At 70.6% G+C, this 15971-nt stretch carries 18 protein-coding genes; 14 read left to right on the top strand and 4 right to left on the bottom strand.

What is annotated here, in order from left to right; genetic code table 11:
* Positions 1–59 precede the first annotated feature (59 nt).
* The 6 genes from ACEN9J_RS34535 (at position 60) to ACEN9J_RS34510 (ending at position 5094) form a co-directional block, all read left to right on the top strand.
* Entirely contained in the window at positions 60–974 is a 915-nt protein-coding gene (locus ACEN9J_RS34535; RefSeq protein WP_261211103.1) for a LysR substrate-binding domain-containing protein, read from the top strand.
* A gap of 139 nt (positions 975–1113) precedes the next feature.
* Positions 1114–1641, top strand: a complete 528-nt coding sequence (locus ACEN9J_RS34530; protein WP_057591227.1) for a 2,4'-dihydroxyacetophenone dioxygenase family protein — start codon at positions 1114–1116, stop codon at positions 1639–1641.
* Positions 1638–2378: an SDR family NAD(P)-dependent oxidoreductase gene (locus ACEN9J_RS34525; RefSeq protein WP_413765567.1), complete on the top strand. Its 741-nt coding sequence runs from the start codon at positions 1638–1640 to the stop codon at positions 2376–2378. Before ACEN9J_RS34530 ends, ACEN9J_RS34525 begins: the two co-directional genes overlap by 4 nt.
* Before the next feature lie 49 nt (positions 2379–2427).
* Entirely contained in the window at positions 2428–3411 is a 984-nt protein-coding gene (locus tag ACEN9J_RS34520) for a tripartite tricarboxylate transporter substrate binding protein (RefSeq protein ID WP_093347213.1), read from the top strand.
* A 25-nt stretch (positions 3412–3436) separates the two neighbouring features.
* Positions 3437–4156, top strand: coding sequence for an SDR family NAD(P)-dependent oxidoreductase (locus ACEN9J_RS34515; RefSeq protein WP_057591225.1), 720 nt, complete (start codon positions 3437–3439; stop codon positions 4154–4156).
* A gap of 95 nt (positions 4157–4251) precedes the next feature.
* A complete protein-coding gene (locus tag ACEN9J_RS34510; RefSeq protein WP_413765566.1) occupies positions 4252–5094 on the top strand; it encodes an IclR family transcriptional regulator in 843 nt (280 codons plus the stop codon).
* Positions 5095–5106: 12 nt separating this feature from the next.
* Here the strand turns inward: ACEN9J_RS34510 and ACEN9J_RS34505 are convergent, their stop codons facing one another.
* Both ACEN9J_RS34505 and ACEN9J_RS34500 read right to left on the bottom strand, forming a co-directional pair.
* A complete protein-coding gene (locus ACEN9J_RS34505) occupies positions 5107–6318 on the bottom strand; it encodes an NAD(P)/FAD-dependent oxidoreductase (protein ID WP_413765565.1) in 1212 nt (403 codons plus the stop codon).
* A complete protein-coding gene (locus ACEN9J_RS34500; RefSeq protein WP_413765564.1) occupies positions 6303–6482 on the bottom strand; it encodes a hypothetical protein in 180 nt (59 codons plus the stop codon). The genes ACEN9J_RS34505 and ACEN9J_RS34500 overlap by 16 nt, the downstream gene beginning before the upstream one ends.
* Before the next feature lie 235 nt (positions 6483–6717).
* Between ACEN9J_RS34500 and ACEN9J_RS34495 the strand changes: the two genes are divergently transcribed.
* From ACEN9J_RS34495 to ACEN9J_RS34470, 6 genes are all read left to right on the top strand, one after another.
* Positions 6718–8676, top strand: coding sequence for a PAS domain S-box protein (locus ACEN9J_RS34495; RefSeq protein WP_413765563.1), 1959 nt, complete (start codon positions 6718–6720; stop codon positions 8674–8676).
* 37 nt (positions 8677–8713) lie between these two features.
* Positions 8714–9049, top strand: coding sequence for a YnfA family protein (locus ACEN9J_RS34490; protein WP_057591221.1), 336 nt, complete (start codon positions 8714–8716; stop codon positions 9047–9049).
* 167 nt (positions 9050–9216) lie between these two features.
* Complete coding sequence (locus ACEN9J_RS34485) at positions 9217–9726, top strand: hypothetical protein (protein WP_261211116.1); 510 nt, start codon at positions 9217–9219, stop codon at positions 9724–9726.
* 71 nt (positions 9727–9797) lie between these two features.
* Positions 9798–10643, top strand: coding sequence for a 3-deoxy-8-phosphooctulonate synthase (kdsA, locus tag ACEN9J_RS34480; RefSeq protein ID WP_057591219.1), 846 nt, complete (start codon positions 9798–9800; stop codon positions 10641–10643).
* Positions 10644–10683: 40 nt separating this feature from the next.
* Positions 10684–10920 (top strand): hypothetical protein, encoded by a 237-nt coding sequence (locus ACEN9J_RS34475; protein WP_413765562.1) that lies wholly within the window; start codon positions 10684–10686, stop codon positions 10918–10920.
* A gap of 57 nt (positions 10921–10977) precedes the next feature.
* Positions 10978–12102: a 3-deoxy-7-phosphoheptulonate synthase gene (locus ACEN9J_RS34470; protein ID WP_413765561.1), complete on the top strand. Its 1125-nt coding sequence runs from the start codon at positions 10978–10980 to the stop codon at positions 12100–12102.
* 8 nt (positions 12103–12110) lie between these two features.
* Here ACEN9J_RS34470 and ACEN9J_RS34465 read toward each other — a convergent pair whose 3' ends face one another.
* Positions 12111–12734: an NAD(P)H-dependent oxidoreductase gene (locus tag ACEN9J_RS34465; protein WP_413765560.1), complete on the bottom strand. Its 624-nt coding sequence runs from the start codon at positions 12732–12734 to the stop codon at positions 12111–12113.
* Positions 12735–12812: 78 nt separating this feature from the next.
* Between ACEN9J_RS34465 and ACEN9J_RS34460 the strand changes: the two genes are divergently transcribed.
* On the top strand, positions 12813–13421 hold the full coding sequence (locus tag ACEN9J_RS34460; RefSeq protein ID WP_413765559.1) for a TetR/AcrR family transcriptional regulator: 609 nt from the start codon (positions 12813–12815) through the stop codon (positions 13419–13421).
* Between the two features lie 16 nt (positions 13422–13437).
* Here the strand turns inward: ACEN9J_RS34460 and ACEN9J_RS34455 are convergent, their stop codons facing one another.
* Positions 13438–14325: a hypothetical protein gene (locus ACEN9J_RS34455; RefSeq protein WP_413765558.1), complete on the bottom strand. Its 888-nt coding sequence runs from the start codon at positions 14323–14325 to the stop codon at positions 13438–13440.
* Positions 14326–14549: 224 nt separating this feature from the next.
* Between ACEN9J_RS34455 and ACEN9J_RS34450 the strand changes: the two genes are divergently transcribed.
* The gene (locus ACEN9J_RS34450; protein WP_413765557.1) at positions 14550–15971 is read left to right on the top strand and encodes a trypsin-like peptidase domain-containing protein; all 1422 of its coding nucleotides are present in this window, start codon (positions 14550–14552) and stop codon (positions 15969–15971) included.

The following is a 15971-nucleotide window of genomic DNA, read 5'->3' as shown; positions in this document are numbered from 1 at the left end:
CCGTCGCGGAACATGCTAAGTTGGCGCGGCTTCGAAGACTTCATCGGCGAAGGACACGCGTGCTCGACCTCAACGACTTTCGGTACTTCGTGGAAGTGATCGACCGGGGCAGCCTCTCGGCCGCGGCGCGCGCGCTGCAGCGGCCGGTCTCGACGATCAGCTACCGCATCCAGCAGCTCGAGGCCGAGCTCGGCCTGACGCTGCTGGCGCGCACCTCGCGGCGCATCACGCTGACCGAATCGGGCGAGGCCTTCTACGGCCATGCGGTCGCCACCATCGCGCGCGCCAACGAGGCCGAAGCGGCGATGCGCAGCCGCAGCACGGAGCCGACGGGCACCGTGCGCTACACGGTGTCGGTCGCGACCTCGCAGTTCGCGATGACCGGGATGGTCGCGAGCTTTCTCGCGAAGTACCCGAAGGTGAACCTGCTGCAGGACGCGAGCGACGCCAACGTCGACATCGTGGCCGACCGCTACGACTTCGCGATCCGCGCCTACTCGGGCGCGCTGCCCGATTCGAACCTGGTGCAGCGCCCGCTCGCTGAAGCGCCCTGGCACCTGTTCGCGGCGCCCGAGTTCCTCGAGGCCGCCGGCGCCATCGAGACGCCCGACGACCTGCTGGGCTGCGCGACGCTGTTCATGAAGCGCGGCGGCCTCGCGCCGCTGTGGCAGCTCAAGCGCGAGGACGACCGCGCGCAGACCGTGCAGGTCGCGATCCGCCCACGCATGGAGGGCACCTGCATGGTGACCCTGAAGCGCGCGGCCGAGGCGCGCATGGGCGTGGTCGCATTGCCGGCCTACATCTGCCGCGACGAACTGCGCGCCGGCCGCCTGCGGCGCGTGCTGCCCGACTGGGTGGCGGCCGACTCGACCATCTCGGCGCTGATGCCGAGCCGGCGCGGCATGAGCGCGGCCGCGCGCGCCTTCATCGAGCACCTCGTCGAAGCCTTTCCCGCCGCCGTCCGCCTCGACTGAGCGCAAACACCTCCTGTGATCCGAACCGCCGCGCCCATGCGGCGGCGCGGTCGCGCGCGCCATCAGGGTTTACGCAAAGATGTGCGCCGCATGTCGATGTCTACAATATGGACATACATCCACAATATGGACAAGCGACATGCCCCTCGATGATTCGGACCCGACCCCGAAGATGCCCTACCAGTACCCGAATCCTCCGGACGCGCTGCCGGAGATCGTGGTGCAGCATGCGATCCCGACCGACGAGCGCCTGTGGGTGCCGCAGGCCGAGAACGTGTGGTTCCGGCCGCTGTGCCTGAACGCGAGCCAGGGCTACTGGATGAACCTGCTGAAGGTGCGCAAGTCGGGCGTGCTGAGCCGCCACCGCCATCCGCAGGCGGTGCACGGCTTCGTGCTCAAGGGGCGCTGGCGCTATCTCGAGCACGACTGGGAAGCCACCGAGGGCAGCTACGTGTTCGAGCCGCCGGGCGAGACGCACACGCTGTACGTGCCCGAGGACGTCGAGGAAATGATCACCTACTTCCAGGTCAACGGTGTCATGTACTACACCGATCCCTGGGGCAAGGGCATGGGCTACGAGGACGTGTTCACCAAGATCGACATGTGCCGCAAGCATTTCGAGAACGTCGGCCTCGGCGCGGACTACGTCAAGCAGTTCATCCGATGAGCACGACGGCCTACGGCCGCGCCGGCTACGACTTCGCGGGCGCGGTGGCGGTGGTCACCGGCGGTGCCAGCGGCATCGGCGCGGAGGTCGCGGCGCAGCTGCGGCGCAGCGGCGCGCGCGTGGCGGTGTGGGACATGGCCGAGGCTGGCGCGAGCGACGACGCCTGGCAGGTCGACGTGAGCGATCTCGCCACGGTCGAGCGCGCCGCCGCCGCGGTGGCCGCGCGCTTCGGCCGCATCGACTTCGTGGTCAACAGCGCGGGCTTCGCGGGGCCGACGATGCCGCTCGATGCCTACGACCCCGCCACGTGGCGCCGCATCGTCGACGTGAACCTGGTCGGCACCTTCAACGTGTGCCGCGCGGTGGTGCCGCACCTGCGTGCCGCGGGCGCGGGCCGCATCGTCAACATCGCCTCGCTGGCCGGCAAGGAGGGCACGCCCAATGCCTCGGCCTACAGCGCGGCCAAGGCCGGCGTGATCGCGCTGACCAAGTCGCTCGGCAAGGAGCTCGCGACCACCGGCATCCTGGTGAACGCGATCGCGCCGGCCGCGGTGCGCACGCCGATCCTCGAGCAGATGTCGAACGAGCACGTGCAGACCATGATCGGCAAGAGCCCGATGCAGCGCCTGGGCGAGAGCGCCGAGGTGGCCGAGATGGTGGCCTGGCTGTGCTCGGGTTCGTGCAGTTTCAGCACCGGCGCCACCTTCGATCTCTCGGGCGGCCGGGCCACGTACTGAAGCAAATTTTTTCGGTCCCATTCATTTTCAAACCACGGAGACAAACCCCATGATTCGCTTCGCCTCGAAACTGCAACGCCTCGCGGCGCTGTCGCTGCTGCCGGTGGCGGCGCTGCTGGCCGCCGCGCCCGCCTCGGCGCAATCGCGCGACTATCCCAACAAGCCGGTCGAACTGGTGGTGCCGTTCCAGCCCGGCGGCGGCACCGACGCGCTGGCGCGCGCCTTCGCCGACGCCACGCGCAAGCACATGCCGCAGAGCATGATCATCGTCAACAAGCCCGGCGCCAGCGGCGCCATCGGCTGGCAGGACGTGATCAATGCCAAGCCCGACGGCTACCGCCTCGCGGTGGTCACGGTGGAACTCACGACGCTGCCGCACATGGGCCTCGCGAAGTTCACCTACGAGGACCTCGCGCCCATCGCGCGCCTCAATGCCGACCAGGCCGCGATCACCGTGCGCGCCGATGCGCCGTGGAACACCATCGAGGAATTCCTGGCCGCCGCGAAGAAGGACAGCGGCAAGCTCAGCGTGGGCAATGCCGGCAACGGCTCGATCTGGCACCTGGCGGCCGCCGCGCTCGAGGACAAGACCAGCGTGAAGTTCAACCACACGCCGTTCCAGGGCGCCGGCCCCGCGGTGCTCGCGCTGATGGGCGGCCACATCGACGCGGTGGCGGTGAGCCCGGCCGAGGTCACGACCTACGTGCAGGCCGGCAAGCTCAAGACGCTGGCCGTGATGGCCGAACAGCGCGTGAAGGGCTTCGAGAAAGTGCCCACGCTCAAGGAACGCAACATCGACCTGGTGATCGGCACCTGGCGCGGCATCGCGGCGCCGAAGAACACGCCGCCCGAGGTTATCGCCTACCTGAAGACCGTGAGCCAGCAGGCCGCCAACGAGCCGGCCTTCCGCGAGGTGCTCGACAAGCAGAACCTGGGCTTCGCCTATGCCGACGACGTCGCCTTCAAGGCCACGATGGCCAAGGACAGCGCCTACTTCAAGACGCTGATGGGCAAGCTCGACATCAAGAACTGATCCACGCAAAGGCAACTCCCGTTTCATGACTTACGAGGCAGCACTCTTCAAGGGCAAGCGGGCACTGGTGTCCGGTGCCACCCAGGGCATCGGCGCCGTGATCGCCAACCACCTGGCCGCGCTCGGCGCGCAGGTCACGGCCATCGGCCTGGGCAACGGCGACGGCACGCTCGATGCCGCGGTCGAGGTCCGGCAGGCCGACGTGACCTCGGACGCGAGCCTCGAGGCCGCGATCGGCGGCATCGAGCGCCTGGACATCGTCTTCAACTGCGCCGGCATCATCCAGCGCGGCGCGGAGCACGACCTCGCGGTGTTCGAGAAGGTGCTGGCCGTGAACCTCACGGGCACGATGCGCGTGTGCGGCATGACGCGCGAGCGCCTCAAGGCGAGCGGCGGCTGCATCGTCAACACGGCCTCGATGCTGAGCTTCTTCGGCGGCGGGCTGGTGCCCGGCTATGCCTCGAGCAAGGGCGGCGTGGCGCAGCTCACCAAGTCGCTGGCGATCGCCTACGCGGCCGACGGCATCCGCGTGAACGCGATCGCGCCGGGCTGGATCGCGACGCCGCTCACGAAGCCGCTGCAGGACGATCCCGCGCGCGCGGGCCCGATCCTCGCGCGCACGCCGCTGGGCCGCTGGGGCACGCCCGACGACGTGGCGCGTGCCGCGATGTTCCTCTGCACGCCGGCCGCGTCGTTCATGACCGGCGTGGTGCTGCCGGTCGACGGCGGCTACATGGTGAGCTGAGGGCGCGCCGCATGCGCGTGGACTGGATGGAGGGTATGGATAATGGCCCGGCCCTCGTTCCCGCCGGTGCCCGCGCCGGCCTCGTCCCTTCGTCCATGCCCGCTCCCCGGTCTTCCTCCGCCGCTCCCGCCTCTTCGGCTTCTTCCGCGAACCAGGTCGCGGGCACCGCGTCGTTCTCCAAGTTCATGCACGTGCTGCAACTGGTGGCCGATGCGCAGGAGCCGGTTAACGTCGCGGCGCTGATGCGCGCGAGCGGCTATCCGCGGCCCACGGTGCATCGCATCGTGGCGGCGCTGATCGCCGAGCGCCTGCTGGTCGAGCATCCGCACAGCGCGACCCTGGGGCTGGGCCCGCGGCTGATCCAGCTCGCGAGCCGCAGCTGGGGCCGTTCCGAACTGCGGCTGGCGGCGGTCGACGAGCTCAAGCGGCTGCGCGACCTCACGGGCGAGACCGTGCACCTGGCCGTGCCCAACGACACGACCATGGTCTACATCGAGAAGCTCGAGAGCCCGAGCGCGGTGCGCATGGCCTCGCGCATCGGCACCAGCGTGTCGCTGCATGCCACCGCCGTCGGCAAGGCCTACATGGCTGCGCTCGACGACGGCGCGCTCGAGGCGCTGGTGAAGCGCCTGCCGATGCCGCGCTACACGCCCAACACCACCGTCGATGCCGCCGCGCTGCGCGCCGAGGTGCGCAAGACGCGCGAGCGCGGCTGGTCGGTCGACAACGAGGAGAACGAGGCCGGCATCTTCTGCTTCGGCGCGGTGATCCGCGGCGTGGGCGGCGTGCCGGTGGCGGCGATCAGCGTGAGCACGCTGGTGTTCCGCCAGAAGGAAGATCCGGCGCAGGCCTACGTGGCGCCGCTGCTCGAGGCCTGCCGCGTCATCTCGGAGCGCATCGCGCAGACGCCTTCGCTGTCGGGTAGCGACGTGCTCTGACGCGCGTGCGGCTCAGGCCAGCGCCTTGAGCTGGAAGCCCGGCGCCCGCGCTTCTTCTTCGCTCAGCGCCACGCCCTTGGCCAGAAGCCGGCGCGCGAGCATGTGATCGCCCGCGCGGTTGAGGGTCTCGACCGCCGCGAGGCGCCCTTCGCGGATGCACAGCACGGTGGCGGCCGACGAGGCCGCATCGCGCAGCACCACGTGCGCGTCGTCGGCCGCGCGCAGCCCGGCGATCTGCAGCTTGAGTTCTCCCTGGTCGCTCCAGAACCACGGCACCGGGCCGTGCGCCACCGTCTTGCCCGCGAGCCGCGCCGCCACGCTGCGCGCCTGGTCGCCGGCGTTCTGCACCGATTCAAGCCGGATGTGGCGTCCGCTGACCGAGTCGGGAAAGGCCGCCACGTCGCCGATGGCCGAGATCGCCGGATCGGAGCTCAGCAACTGCGCATCGACGCGGATGCCGTTGTCGACCGCGAGCCCGGCCTGCGCCGCGAGCTGCGTGCGCGGCTCGGCGCCGATGCCGACCACCACGAGGTCGGCGGGCAGCGTCTCGCCGTCGGCGGTGCGCACCGCCGCGATCCGGCCCTCGCGGCTCTCCAGTGCGGTCACGCCGCAGCCGAAGCGCAGCCGCGTGCCGCGACCCTCGTGCGAGGCCGCCACGGCCTGCGCGCTGTGCGGCGAGGCGGCCCGCGCCAGCGCGCGATCGGCCACGTCGAGCACCGTCACCTCCAGCCCGAGGGCACGCGCCACCGAGGCGAACTCGAGCCCGATGAAGCCCGCGCCGACCACCACCGCGCGCCGGCTGTCGGCCATGCGCTCGCGCAGCCGGTCGGCATCGGCCAGCGTCTGCAGGCTCATCACGCCCTCGAGGTCCGCGCCCTCGACGCGCATGCGGCGCGGGCTCGATCCGGTGGCGATCACGAGATGGTCGTAGGCGATCGCCTGGCCCGATGTCAGCACCACGCGCTGCGCGGCGCGATCGATCAGCTCGACGCGGCCCTGCACGCGCTGCACGCGCTGTTCCTCGAAGAAGCGCTCGGGCCGGAAATGCAGGTCGCTCGCGCTCGCCTTCGCGAGCAGGTAGGCCTTCGACAGCGGCGGCCGCTGGTAGGGCAGGCCGGCCTCGTCGCCCACGAGCACGATGGCGCCGTCGAAACCTTCCTGGCGCAGCGAGGCGCAGCACTGGAAGCCCGCGTGGCCCGCGCCGACGATCACGACCTGCTGCATGGGGTGTGCCCCGGGAAAGGGGAGAGAAGGGCGCGCACGCGCGTCCATGCGTCGCGATGCAGCGCGGCGTGCGGCTGCCTTTCGGGCACGCGCGGCGCCTCGAGCGAAGGCCGGCCGCCATCGGGCGCGTCGGTGTCGAGCTTGTAAGGGATCAGCCATTCCATCTGCGTGTCTCCTGCAGCGCGATGGTCGGGCCGCGGGGGCGGCTTGTCTGTCCCCGCCGTAGGGGACGCTGCGGCGCAGCATGCGCGGCGCACCGGAATCCGGTGGGAGAGGCCGGCGCGCCGACCGCAAATGTAGGCAATGTCCCACGATCCTCTTTCCCGCAAGCGCGAATACTCCCCGGTCCACCCGCGGGGGAGAACCGGCGCGCCCCACTGTCCGAGAGAACAAACAAACATGCCAGACCCTGCCGCGACCGAGCGGCTGTCCCTCGCCAACCTGTCGGACGCCGATCACCGGCAGATGATCGACGCCGTCACCGACTACGCGATCTTCTTCCTCGACCCCGACGGCATGGTGCTGAGCTGGAACGCCGGCGCGCGGCTGGTCTGTGGCTACGAAGACGCCGAAGTCCTGGGCCGCCATGTCTCGATGTTCTATCCGGCCGAGGCACAGCAGCGCGACGCGCCCGGCCAGGAACTCGCGCAGGCACGCGAGGCGGGCCATTTCCAGGACGAGGGCTGGCGCGTGCGCAAGGACGGCTCGCGCTTCTGGGCCAGCGTGGTCATCACGCGACTCATCGCGCCCGACGGCAGGGTGCGCGGCTTCTCGAAGATCACGCGCGACCTCAGCGCGCGGCGCCAGCAGGACGAGCTGCTGCGTGCGAGCGAGGAGCGCTTCCGGCTGCTGGTCGAGGGCGTGAAGGACTATGCGATCTTCATGCTCGACCCCGCGGGCCACGTGATCAGCTGGAACGCGGGCGCGCAGAAGAACAAGGGCTACGAGGCGGCCGAGATCATCGGCCGGCACTTCTCGACCTTCTATCCGCCCGACGTGGCGGCCAGCGGCTGGCCCGCGCAGGAGCTGCGCAACGCGCTGCGCGACGGGCGCTTCGAGGACGAGGGCTGGCGCGTGCGCAAGGACGGCAGTCGCTTCTGGGCCAGCGTGGTCATCACGGCGCTGTACGACGCCGCGGGCCAGCACAAGGGCTTCGCCAAGGTCACGCGCGACCTCAGCGAGCGCCGCCGCATCACGGCGCTGGAGGACGAGGGCCGGCGCATGGCGACCTTCCTCGCGATGCTCGGGCACGAGCTGCGCAATCCGCTCGCGCCGATCTCGAACGCGCTCGAGCTGCTCAAGCGCGAGAAGATCGAGTCGCGCATCTTCAACAGCACGCGCGACATCATCGACAGGCAACTGCGGCAGATGACCCGGCTGATCGACGACCTGCTCGACGTGGGCCGCATCACCAGCGGCAAGATCCACCTCGAGGCCAAGCCGGTGCGGCTGCGCGAGGTGATCCACGACGCGGTCGAGACGGTGCGCCCGCTGATGGCGCTGAAGTCGCAGCTGCTCGAGCTGCAGGTCGACGGCGCCGATCCCTGGGTCACGGGCGACCGGGCGCGGCTGGTGCAGGTGGTCAGCAACCTCGTGCACAACGCCGCCAAGTTCACCGACAGCGGCGGGCGCATCGAACTGCGGCTCGGCCTCGGCCCCGCCGCGCCCGGCACCGCGGACGCCAGCCCGATCGAGGCCGAGATCGCGGTGCGCGACACCGGCCCGGGCATCGCGCCGCAGGACATCCGCCGCATCTTCGACCTGTTCGTGCAGGGCGAGCAGGATGCCGCGCGCTCCAAGGGCGGGCTCGGCCTCGGGCTGAGCCTGGTGCAGCAGCTGGTCGCGCTGCACGGCGGCCGCGTCAGCGTGTTCAGCAGCGGGCGCCCGGGCGAGGGCAGCGAATTCGTCGTCAACCTGGCGGCCGTGGCGCAGCCGCTGTCGGCTGAGGGTGCATCGGGCCGGGCGCCCGGCGAACGGCTGGTGCTGGTGGTCGACGACAACCAGGATGCCGCCGAGACCATGGCGCTGCTGATGGACGCGCTCGGCTATGCCAGCGCGGTCGTACACGACGGCTTCGCCGCCATCGAGGCGGTCAAGGCCGGCCGGCCCGACGTCGTGCTGCTCGACATCGGCCTGCCCGGCATCGATGGCCACGAGGTCGCGCGCCGGCTGCGCGCCGAACTGGTCGACCCGCCCGCTCTGATCGCCGTGACCGGCTACGGCCAGCCCAGCGACCGCGACACCAGCTTCGAGGCTGGGTTCCTCGGGCACCTGACCAAGCCGGTCGATGTGGACCGGCTGGCACGGATGCTGGAGCGGCTGTTCCAGGACCAGCAGGCAGGCGCGGCGACGGGTTGATGGCAGGGCGGGCCGTGCCCGGACCGAGAATCCCCGCATGGACCTGCTCAAGACCTTCGCCCTCTTCGTCGCCACCGCCCTGGCCGAGATCGTCGGCTGCTACCTGCCCTATCTCTGGCTGCGCCAGGGCCATTCGGCCTGGCTGTTGCTGCCCGCGGCGGTCTCGCTGGCCCTGTTCGCCTGGTTGCTGACCCTGCATCCGACCGCGGCGGGCCGGGTGTATGCGGCCTACGGCGGGGTCTACATCGGCGTGGCGGTGCTGTGGCTCTGGGCGGTCGACAAGGTGCAGCCGAGCGTGACCGACTGGGTGGGCGTGGGGGTCAGCCTGCTCGGCATGTTCATCATCATGGCCGGGCCGCGGCTGGCGCGCTGAGCCGCAAGGGGCATCGGATCGGGGTAGATTCCGGTTTTCGCTATGTCAGTTGGAATATGGCGAAATCCTGTTTCGCGGATGGCGGCCATACGCCGAAGCGGATCGCGCCGACCGGGCGCGCCGCGCAGAATGCCGGCCTGCCACCTGTCGATCACCGAGGAACCACGATGAGCCTGGATGCCGTTGTGCCCGTGGAGCAGCGTCGCTTCGCGGGCGAAGAAAGCCCGAATCCGCGCGCGGGGGCCCTGTTGCATGTGCTCGGCGGCGTGCCGCGGCCATCCGCGTTCTCGCGCGAGGCGCTCGAGCGCATGGCGCGCCACGACCTCGGCCCGACCCAGGTGCTGTGCTATTCGGGCCGCGCCGTGGCGCAGGTCGACAGCTACGCGGGCGCGCGGCTGGTCGACGTGCTCGATGCCTGCGGCTTCTCCGAGCGGCCGCGCTCGGAGCTCAAGCGCTGCGTGGTGGTCGCGCTGGGCGACGACGGCTACCAGGCCATCTTCAGCTGGAACGAGCTCTACAACAGCACGATCGGCGAGAAGGCGCTGGTGCTGTACGAGAAGAACGGTGGCCCGCTCGAGCCGCACCTGGGCGCGCTGTGCCTGATCTCGGCCAACGACGCGCGCCTGGGGCCGCGCCACCTGCGCGGACTGCTGCAGATCGCCGTGAAGATGCCCTGAACGCCCGGCCTGGGGCTCGGCCGCCGGGAGCGCCGACAATAGGCCCCAAGATTCAGGACAGGAGCTCCCCCATGAAAAACGTCACCATCCCCCCCGGTATCGGCGTGCGCAACGACGGCCCCTTCGTGCTGTTCGGCGGCGTCAACGTGCTCGAGTCGAAGGACCTGGCGCTGCGCACCGCCGAAGAATTCGTGCGCGTTACCGGCAAGCTCGGCATTCCCTACGTGTTCAAGGGAAGCTTCGACAAGGCCAACCGCTCGTCGATCCACTCGTACCGCGGCCCCGGCCTCGACGAGGGCCTGCGCATCCTGCAGGAGGTGAAGACGGCCTTCGGCGTGCCGGTGCTGACCGACGTGCACGAGCCGGCCCAGGCCGCGCCGGTGGCCGAGGTGGTCGACGTGCTGCAGCTGCCGGCCTTCCTCGCGCGCCAGACCGACCTGGTGGTGGCGCTCGCGAAGACCGGCCGCGTCATCAACATCAAGAAGCCGCAGTTCCTGAGCCCGAGCCAGATGTTCAACATCGTCGAGAAGTTCAGGGAAGCGGGCAACGACCAGATCATCCTGTGCGACCGCGGCACCTGCTTCGGCTACGACAACCTGGTGGTCGACATGCTGGGCTTCGGCGTGATGAAGAAGACCACGGGCGACCTGCCGGTGATCTTCGACGTGACCCATGCGCTGCAGCAGCGCGAGGCCGGCGCCGCCGCCTCGGGCGGCCGCCGCGAACAGCTGGTGGACCTCGCGCGCGCGGGCATGGCGCTGGGCCTCGCGGGCCTGTTCATCGAGGCCCATCCCGATCCGGCCCAGGCCAAGTGCGACGGACCGAGCGCGCTGCCGCTGCACCAGCTCGAGCCCTTGATGGCGCAACTCAAGGCGCTCGACGACCTCGTGAAGTCGTTCCCCGTCCTGCAGATCTAGCTTTCTTCAGACCGTCATGCGGGACTGCGAGCATCCCCGCATGTTGGGCCCTCTCATCTCCATCGCGCTGACGGTGGAACAACACGACACGAGCGAGTACTACTGGGTGCTGCTCGAGTCGTTCGACGGTTCGCCCGAGTACGAGCGCCTGCTCGAAGCCGCGGCGGGATTTGCCACCTACCTCGATGCGCTCCAGGCCGGCTATGCCGTGCTCAAGGGACTGTCGGAGGACCTCGCGGTCGGCCCGCGCGACGAAAGGCGCTCGCGCTTCCTCTGAGGGCCATGGGTGCGTTCGGGGACAATCGGCGGGCCCTCCGACATTCCACCCACGACCATGCCCCGCCTCGACGACCCCCTCCACGACGCCGAAATCGGCTCCCGCGACAGCACGCTCGACACCACCCGGATCGACGACGTGCGCATCGGCGCCGTGCGCCCGCTCATGACCCCCGCCCTGCTGCAGGAGCGCGTGCCCGTGCGCGACAACACCCTGGCGCTGGTCGAGGGCGCCCGCGCCGCGATCGCCGACGTGCTGCATGGCCGCGACGACCGGCTGGTGGTGGTGGTCGGCCCGTGCTCGATCCACGACCACGACCAGGCCATCGAATACGCGCAGCGCCTCAAGAAGTTGGCCGATTCGCTGCAGGACGACCTGCTGATCGTGATGCGTGCCTACTTCGAGAAGCCGCGCACCACCGTGGGCTGGAAGGGGTACATCAACGACCCGCACCTGGACGGCAGCTTCGCCATCAACGAGGGCCTGGAGCGCGCGCGGCGCCTGCTGCTCGAGCTGACCACGCTGGGCCTGCCGACCGGCACCGAGTTCCTCGACCTGCTGAGCCCGCAGTTCATCGCCGACCTGATCGCCTGGGGCGCCATCGGCGCGCGCACCACCGAGAGCCAGAGCCACCGGCAGCTGGCCTCGGGCCTGAGCTGCCCCGTCGGCTTCAAGAACGGCACCGACGGCAGCGTCAAGGTCGCGGCCGACGCCATCCTCGCGGCCCGTGCGCCGCATGCCTTCATGGGCATGACCAAGATGGGCATGGCGGCGATCTTCGAAACGCGTGGCAACGACGACTGCCACGTGATCCTGCGCGGCGGCAAGGCGCCCAACTATTCGGCCGCCGACGTCGAGTCCAGCTGCCAGGCGCTGCTGGCGAACGGCCTGCGGCCGCAGGTCATGATCGACGTCTCGCACGGCAACAGCAGCAAGCAGCACCAGCGCCAGATCGTGGTGGCCGAGGACGTCGCGACGCAGATCGCGGGGGGCGAGCGGCGCATCACCGGCCTCATGATCGAGAGCCACCTCGAGGAAGGGCGGCAGGACCTCCAGCCCGGCGTGGCGCTCAAGCACGGCGTCTCGATCACCGATGCCTGCATCGGCTTCGCGCAGACGGTGCCGGTGCTCGAGGGGCTGGCTTCGGCGGTGAAGGCGCGGCGGCGGTTGGCGAAGGGCTGAGCCTGGGGTTAGCCTGCCAGCTCGGCAGCCGCTCGTTGCGACGCTTCCTTCGCGAAGGCGTTGCTGCCGAGCCCCCGCGCGGTGACCAGATGCGCGGCCCCGCCTTGCCCATTCACATCGACCAGGAACTCCGAGGTGCGCACCGGCGCGCCGCAGAAATCGAAGATGCCGTGGTCGATCTGCGTGCGCATCGCCTTGTCGTAGCCGTGCCGCGCATAGGTGCCGCCGTCCGCGCCGCCAATGCCGATCAGGTGGATCGGGAGGTGGCCGAGCCGCTTGCCGAGCGAGCCGTCGGGCCGCTCGTCGTAGGCCCAGCCGTTGGAGAACACGCGGTCGATCCAGCCCTTGAGTTGGCCCGGGAACGACCACCAGTAGACGGGATAGACGAGCACCAGCGCGTCGGCGCGGTCGATGCGCTGCTGCTCGCGCAGCACGTCGGCCGGCAGCGGCGCCTGCAGCAGGTAGGCGGAAGCGTCGGCCTGGCCGAAGGCCGGCTGGAAGCCCTCCGCGGCGAGGTCGGCGATCTCGGTGCTGTGGTCGCCGGAGGCCGCCACGCCCTCGGCGTAGGCGCGCGCGACGGCATGCGTGAGCGATTTCGGATCGGGGTGGCTGACGACGACGAGGGCGTGCATGGAGCTTCCTTTCTTGCGGATGGATTTAAACTACTGTTGGTATATTACTTTCTGTAGGTTACCTTTGGTAGGTTAATCATGTCAAGCACCCCCCCGAAACCGCCCGCGCCCGTCGCGGCGAAGAAGCGCCTGCCCAAGGAGGAGCGCAACCGCCAGCTCATGGACGTGGCCTGGTCCATCGTGCGCGGCGAGGGCACCGACGCGCTCACGCTGGGCTACCTGGCCGAGCGCGCGGGCGTGACCAAGCCCGTGGTCTACGACCACTTCGGCACGCGCACCGGGCTGCTCGGCGTGCTCTACGAGGAGTACGACGGCCGGCAGCACGCGCTGATGGATGAGGCCCTGCGGGTCGCGGCCCGGTCGCTGCCGGCCGTGGCCAAGGTGATCGCCGCCACCTACGTCAATTGCGTGATGGAGATGGGCCGCGAGATGCCCGGCGTGAGCGCTGCGCTGGCCGGTTCGCCCGAGCTCGATGCGCTCAAGAAGGAGCACGAGGCGCTGTTCCTCGCCAAGTGCCGCGATGCGCTGCAGCCCTTCGCGAAACAGCCGCTCGCGCTGGCGGGCATGCGCGCGATGCTGGGCACGGCCGAGGCCGTGTCGTTCGCGGCCGCCGCGGGAGAGATCGAGCCGGCGGACGCGGAGCATGAGATCTACGACGCCATCATGCGCATCGCGCGCCGGAGCTGAATCGCTGCCGCCCGGGTCAGTCCTCCTCGAGCACCGACGAACTCTCGAGCCAGAAGCCCCCGATCATCCCGACCGTGAGCGCCCCGATGGCGCCCCACAGGCTCAGGAAGGTGTGGATGTTGTAGTGCCCGGGGCGCTGCGCCAGCGCGGCCGACAGCTCGGGCTCGACGATCCCGCCGAGGCCTCGCGCGGCCGCGAAATCGAAGCCGGCCGCGCCGAGGAAATGAACCGCCAACAGCAGCGGCAGCATCGTGATGAACGGCAGCCAGGCGCCGCGCACCTTGCGCCATGCCAGCAGATAGGCGGCCAGCAGCAGCACCGCGCCCACCACGATCGTGCCCAGCAGCACGGGCTGGCGTGTCAGCGGCAGCAGCCAGGGCCAGAGCCATTGCAGCGGATAGAGCGGCCATTCCGCGTTCGGCGCCAGCCCGCCCGGCCGCGCGAAGGCCTGCCAGCCCTGCGCGAGCGTGATGCGTCCCACCAGCGCCGAGGCACAGGCCACCGCCGCGATGCCGAGGCAGGCGATGCGCAGCGGCGAGCTGCGCGGCTGCGGCCACACATGCGGGGGCAGGGCGGGCATCGGTGGATCGCCCACGCGCCATGAGCGCGTCGTGACGATCGCCGAGGCACGCGGGGTGGCGAGCTCGCCGCGCACCAGCCAGTCGGTCGCCAGCACCGCGAGCGCGAAGGCCATCGCGGCCGTGAGCCAGGCGCAGGCACCGGGCATCTCGACGAAGCCGAAGGGCGTGAGCATCGGCAGCTCGCCATAGACGAGCCCGGCGCAGCCGTAGGCCAGCATGATCGGAACGCAGAGGATCAGGGCCGCGCGCGTCAGCAGCACATCGCTGCGGGCGGGCTGGTCGCGCAGCGACTGGAGGCGCGACCAGGCGCGGGTCAGGCTCATCGATCCCATCTTCGTCGGAGTGGTCGGAGCCTCGGCCGAGGCCCCCTTGGCGTCGACGTTAGCACGCGGCGTCGGCGCCCGGCCTTTCATGAAATTTTCATGACAAAGCGCAGTCCGGCAAGCGCCGGACCGTCTTGTCTTCGAGGCCCACGCCGTCTGCGCGCCTCGACCCCTGCTCGTCGGTGCGTCGTGCGGCTGGGCCATGTTCCTCCCGAAAGACTGCCATGCCCGCTTCGCCCGCCAGACCCTCGCCGCGCACCGCCGAAGCGACGGCGCGGACGCGGCGCCTCTGCGCGGCGCTGGCGGTCGCGCTCGCTGGGCTGGCGTTCGGCCTGCCGTTGCAGGCCGCGATGCCCTGGCCGAGTTCGGGGCTCGCGGAGCTGGTCAAGCGCTACGGCCCGGCCGTGGTCCACATCGGCGTGGAGCGGCCTTCGGCGCCGGCGCGCCGCCTCAGCGACCGCTGGCTGCTGCTTGTGCCCGGCGCGCAGCCGCAGCCCGCCGAGACCGAGCAGGCCAGCCTGGGCACCGGCTTTCTCATCAGCGCCGACGGGCTGATCCTGACCAACGCGCACGTGGTGGCGCGCGGCACGCAGATCACGGTGAAGCTGCCGGACCGGCGCGAGTTCCGCGCGCGCCTGGTCGGGCTCGACGCGGTGGCCGACGTGGCCTTGCTCAAGATCGACGCGAGCGGCCTGCCCACGGTGCGCATCGGCGAGCCCTCGAGCGTGGAGCCGGGCGACGGCGTGGTGGCGATCGGCTCGCCCTACGGCTTCGGCAACTCGGTGACGGCCGGCATCGTGAGCGCGAAGGGGCGCCTGCTGCCGGGCGCGGAGTACATGCAGTTCCTGCAGACCGACGTGCCGATCAACCCCGGCAATTCGGGCGGGCCGCTGTTCAACCTGCGCGGCGAGGTGATCGGCATCAACTCGCGCATCTACAGCCGCAGCGGTGGTTACCAGGGCCTCTCGTTCGCGATTCCGATCGACGCGGCCATGCGCATCAAGGACCAGCTGCTGGCCACCGGCAAGGTCACGCGCGGGCGCATCGGCGTGTCGGTGCAGGAGGTGGGGCAGGCGCTGGCCGACACCTTCCGCCTGCCGCGCCCGGCCGGCGCGCTGGTGAACTACGTGGAGCCGCGCGGCGCGGCCGAGACCGGCGGGCTGAGGCCGGGCGACGTGATCCTGGCGGTGCAGGGCCGCGAGGTGGTGCAGGCGGCCGATGCGCTGGGCTTCATCGCCGAGCAGACGCCGGGCGACAGCGTGCGCCTGATGGTGTGGCGCGACCGCACGGAGCAGGTGCTCGAGGTGCGCGTCGACGGCTTCGAGACGCCGCCGCTGGCGACAGGTGCCGCGAGCGCGCCGTCGCGCCTGGGCTTCGCGGTGCGTCCGCTGGCGCCGGCCGAGCGGCGGTTGCTGCGCGTGGAGGGCGGCCTGCTGGTGCAGCGCGTGAACGCGGCGGCCTCGCGCGCGGGCGTGCAGCCGGGCGACCTGATCCTCGCGCTCAACGGCCAGCCGATCGACAGCGCCGAGGCGCTGGCGCAGCAGCTCGACACGGCCGACGGCACGGCGGCGCTGCTGGTGCAGCGCGCTGGCACGCGCATCTTCGTGCCGATCTGCACCCGCGCGGGCGAGCCGCGCTGCGGCTGA

It is taken from the genome of Variovorax sp. Varisp41 (assembly GCF_047325085.1).
Lineage (GTDB): Bacteria > Pseudomonadota > Gammaproteobacteria > Burkholderiales > Burkholderiaceae_C > Variovorax.
The sequence above is the reverse complement of the archived record's forward strand: the minus strand, read 5'-3'. Positions and strand labels throughout refer to the sequence as shown.